We start from the raw sequence: 4,566 nt of genomic DNA on the forward strand, positions 1-4,566 counted from the left end.
GCTTGAGCGGAGCGAAACCGTGGTGTGAATTCCGTCGTCTGCGACGACGAGTCCCGATATGATCGGGACACTCCATAATAGCAAATAGTCTAATCCCCAACACAACGAACTGAGAAACCGCCCTGCTTACCGTCGTAGTAGCCACGGGCCACGCTCGAACCATTGCAACTCAGACCTCGGCCCCACGCGCCGTAACTACTGCTCTCCGCAGCCGACCACCAGTACCCGCTGCCACCAACGTAGCCGCACGCCCCACTGCCGTACCGGTAGCCGCCGGGCAACGCCAAAAATCCGCTTTCGTTCGTGGCGCCGGTGTTCGGAGTTTGCCAATGTGTCGTTCCCATCTCCTTCATTTTACCAACTGCTACAGATTCTCCGCCCAGATAATCAACCAATGTTTGCCATTCGGCATCTGTTGGCACATGCCAGCCGGTAGGAGCAATGTTGCGGCTATCATTGACAGCGTACCAGTTATACAGACGACCATAAGTGATCACATTATTTACGTCGTTATTATAGTCGCAATAAGCGCCGGTCGAGAGATTAGACCATGCCGTATTATCCGTTATATTGGGTATCTCAGCGCCGTTGCGGTAGTGTGTTACTTTCAGGTTCTCTGCCATCCACCACTGTTCGCCGATCTTAACCGTTTGATATGTATTGCCGTCTATATCGGTTACGGTATCAGTATCCTTTGAACTAGTGGGATCTTTTTCACAACTAAAGAACATGAAAAATGCAATCCCAATAAACATTGCAAAAGACAGTCTTTTCATCATAGTAATCCTCTATTTGATTTTAGATTAATCCTTTTAAAATAGATCATTTACCCGACCATTGTATCTAATAGCTTTCAACATTTCTCATTCCGTCTGCACTGTTATTTGTCAAATTAAACCAGTTTTCGTTCCGATTCGTCGGGACCAAACTGGTTTCGGAACATATCGGTTTCGGATAATCAAAACCATCGAGGAATCTTAACCACGAATAAACACAAATATATGATGTTGTGTCAGGTCCTCAGACCTGACACGATCTGACACGATTCCCCCTACCACTGAATTTCATCAATTTCCATCTTTCCGGCAGTTCCTGTGAGATAAAATCCGGCGCTAGAATATGGATAGTCCTCCGCCTTTGATACCAAACCAGCCCGCACCGGATTGTCATGGACATAATTCAGTTTCGTCGCTAATATTTTACCTGATACCATAATCACCTTATCACTGCGGTTCATCCATAATTTAAATTCCTGTCCGGCTCGTTTGCCATTAATTAAAAATCTCTCCAGAAATGGTGAATTCATATCCTCTAAGCACATATGTATTCGCACCGACGTGAATTTCTTCAAATCACGCATGACATCGGAAATACTCGTTTCGGCATTTAAATGCAGGATCAGATGAATATGATGAGGCATGATGACATAGGCGTTGAGTCGAAATGCGTATTTTTTCCGATAAAATCCCAAATTATCATAAAGGATTTCCGGTACTCCGGGTTGAGTCAGCACCGGTTGGAAATCGACTACTGTCGTCGTGACAAAATAGGTTGCTTCTTCATGGTCTATTTTAAAACGTAGTCCCATCTTTTTACCTGTACTGATTGTCACTCTCCGTCAGGTCTGAGGACCTGACGGAACATGTGGATAGGTTCTCGCCGTGATGTTGTGTCGGGTCCTTGCCGTGTTGTTGTGTCGGGTCCTCAGACCTGACACACTTTACCCGATAACCGTTTCTCATTGTTCTCGATATTCCCATTCTGTCTGCACTATGATTTTTCTGATTATAGGATTGACTATGATTTTTATATCGCGCACGCCCGTAATCATAGTCTTCATTCAATCATTCCAATCATAGTTCGAGACTGTTTTTCTATCTGCGTCATTTGCTCACACCTGACACGTGTAACCTTGATCCGTCAGGTTTGAGAACCTGACGGAACTTGAAGTGCTATTTTGCTAATATCAATTTTTTCATTATTCTATCAGAACCAGATTTCAGTTCCAGTATATACAATCCAGAAGCAATTACACTCCCGAAATTATTTGTACCATCCCATTGAATCTGATGATAACCTGCCGGAAGCCGATCTTTAGCCAGTGTCTTAATTTTTTGTCCGGTAATGGAATAAATAGTAACCGTTGCTAATCCAGATTCCGGTAAGCCGTACTTAATAGTCGTAACAAGGTTAAAAGGATTAGGATAATTATCGCTCACGGTTAATTGTTTTGGGATGGAAAGATCCAGAGTAAGTTCATCTACAATGACCGTGTGAATATCAGTTGCAGTACTGCCTTTTGAATCGGTAACTGTGCATTTCAGAGAAAAATTATATGATGGTCCAAAAGTAATACTCTGATCTCCCTCCCTATCTTCCAAATAATACCATGTACCAACCGGAGGAAGTTTTGCACCCGGCACTGATTTTTCCAGAGGCTCAATTTCTCCGTCATATCTGTACCACCACTGATAATTTGAATATGTTCCACTGCCGCCTGATGGATTCGCCGTAAAGGTGCCGGTTTCACCGTTCGATAAATAGGTTGGTCCGGATATGGTTATCGATAATGGAACGGGTACTCCGAGAACGGTATATGCCCAGGTTACGTTCGAGGCAGTTGTTGGGAAATAGCCGAGATAAGTCCCGGAAATGGTCCACACCTTATAGATGTAAGTTTTTAACGTAGCACTGGAGTTTGTAGAAGACACCTTATCACACCAGCCCATTCCGAAGTTTGGGCTTTCATTGGAGAATCCATTTGTAGCAACACCCCGGCCCCAAACATATGGTGAACTTTGAAAAACTTGTCCGAAATTTACTGATTTTCTAATTTCATAACGCTTAACAGTATATATACCATCCGACAAGCCTTCTACGCCGAACAGCGCTGTACTGTAAGTTCCGGTACTGCTGTATGAACTACCGCCGGAGGCTGACAGGTGATTTATGGTATAAGGCGAACGCAAGTAATCCAATGCCTTTTTGGCATTGACACGACCATAACCAAGATATTGATTCCAACCCGGATATTGTGTTACATTTGCATCGTCGACAGAAATTTGAATAATATGTTCGATGTCGTCATTGTAGAGATTTGAGTTATAACCCTTTAAGAGTGAGGCAATACCAGAAACTTGAGCGGTAGCCATCGAAGTGCCCGAGATCTTTTCATAGGAGTTTCCTCTCCAGGTTGATTGAATTGAACGTTGTTCACCAAGATAACCATCACCCCCGGGAGCCGATACATCAATATGATTTCCATAATTAGAATAATTGGCTTTTATATCGTTGTAATTAGTCGCTCCTACAGCAATCATACCTTGTCCAAATGCAGCCGGATAATAGGGAGTATCTGTACTATCATTACCCATAGATGCTACCGCGGCAGTATTCATTTTATAGGCATACGCTAATGCGATTCGCAAGGTTGTGCTATAGCTTGAGCCTCCATAACTATTATTTAATATATTAGCCCCGCTATTTACCGCACTTACAATTTTATTATAGGCGACATCGTCTCCAGCATACACGCAGTAATAGCCACTAAATATTTTCTTGGAAATTATCAGGGCATTTGCATCTACACCCTTTACTTTACCGACGTTTCCGTGTATAGCTGCGGCAATACCGGCGACATGGGTTCCGTGGGAATGTCCATCATAAGGATAACTTTCCGGCGTATCTCCACTTGATTTGCCATTTAGATCATCGTGACTGGTTTCTACGCCTGTATCAATGACACCAATTTTTACCGATGAACTTCCTGTATAGATAGACCATGCTTCCGGAGCATCAATATCTGCATCCGAAGTTCCTCCGGTCTGCCCGGTATTGTTTAAATGCCATTGATTGGAATAGTAGTCATCTGTTTGGATTTGCATATTAGAATGTTTTTCGGCAAATATAACACTTGGTTCTTTTGAAAGCAGAGAGATAGCACTGTCTATATCGGCTTTATCGTTAAAAATAAAACGAAATATTCTCGAAATTTGTGGTATTCCAACTTTTACACCATCTTCTCGTACTTTTATCGTATCGCTATCCAAAGCATCTGGAAATGCCTTAGCGATTGACTTCAAATCAAGCTTTTCCAGAGTATTTTTCAATTGTTTTGAGGTAATATCAAGCGATGCGGGATTTTTCTCTTCCGATGAATTTGGGAAATTCAAAGAGTCCTGTGATATGTAAATCAGAATCTCTCTTTCCAAATTACGTTCCTGAGAATAGATCGGTACTACTGCAAAACAAACCGTTATACATATGCTCCCAAAAATGAGCGCTTTAGATAAAGTTGAATTTTTCATAGTAACATCCTTTTCATTTAAAGTTGAAAAATTTAAGTAGATGACCATTCATAAATTTTTGCAAATCATCTCATAGGACATCACCTCCTGAATGATATTTTCATATCACTGACTAAGTACATCCCCATTGAAAAAAGTGAGTTGTTTTTTGTTATTTCCATCTACATCCATAGTCCAAAGAGTTCCGTGATTTCTAAGAAAATCTTCGATATCCGATCCTCTTGGTTTAAACCCGATATATACGATAGCGCTATTGTCT

Annotated in this window: 3 protein-coding genes; all 3 read right to left on the minus strand. The window is 42.0% G+C overall.

Going from position 1 to position 4,566, the window contains the following annotated elements; genetic code table 11:
* Positions 1–89 precede the first annotated feature (89 nt).
* The 3 genes from COT43_08625 to COT43_08635 all read right to left on the minus strand — a co-directional run bounded on the left by COT43_08625 (position 90) and on the right by COT43_08635 (position 4,355).
* A complete protein-coding gene (locus COT43_08625) occupies positions 90–755 on the minus strand; it encodes a hypothetical protein (protein ID PIS27806.1) in 666 nt (221 codons plus the stop codon).
* A gap of 296 nt (positions 756–1,051) precedes the next feature.
* Complete coding sequence (locus tag COT43_08630; GenBank protein PIS27804.1) at positions 1,052–1,588, minus strand: hypothetical protein; 537 nt, start codon at positions 1,586–1,588, stop codon at positions 1,052–1,054.
* 364 nt (positions 1,589–1,952) lie between these two features.
* On the minus strand, positions 1,953–4,355 hold the full coding sequence (locus tag COT43_08635; protein ID PIS27805.1) for a hypothetical protein: 2,403 nt from the start codon (positions 4,353–4,355) through the stop codon (positions 1,953–1,955).
* Positions 4,356–4,566: the final 211 nt, after the last annotated feature.

The organism is Candidatus Marinimicrobia bacterium CG08_land_8_20_14_0_20_45_22, assembly GCA_002774355.1.
In the GTDB taxonomy this organism is placed as follows: Bacteria; Fidelibacterota; UBA2242; order UBA2242; family UBA2242; genus 0-14-0-20-45-22.

Excerpts from the sequence above, each read along its gene's own strand:
- COT43_08635 (PIS27805.1), bottom strand. The coding sequence starts at position 4,355 with ATGGTCATCTACTTAAATTTTTCAACTTTAAATGAAAAGGATGTTACT.
- COT43_08630 (PIS27804.1), bottom strand. The coding sequence starts at position 1,588 with ATGGGACTACGTTTTAAAATAGACCATGAAGAAGCAACCTATTTTGTC.
- COT43_08625 (PIS27806.1), bottom strand. The coding sequence starts at position 755 with ATGTTTATTGGGATTGCATTTTTCATGTTCTTTAGTTGTGAAAAAGAT.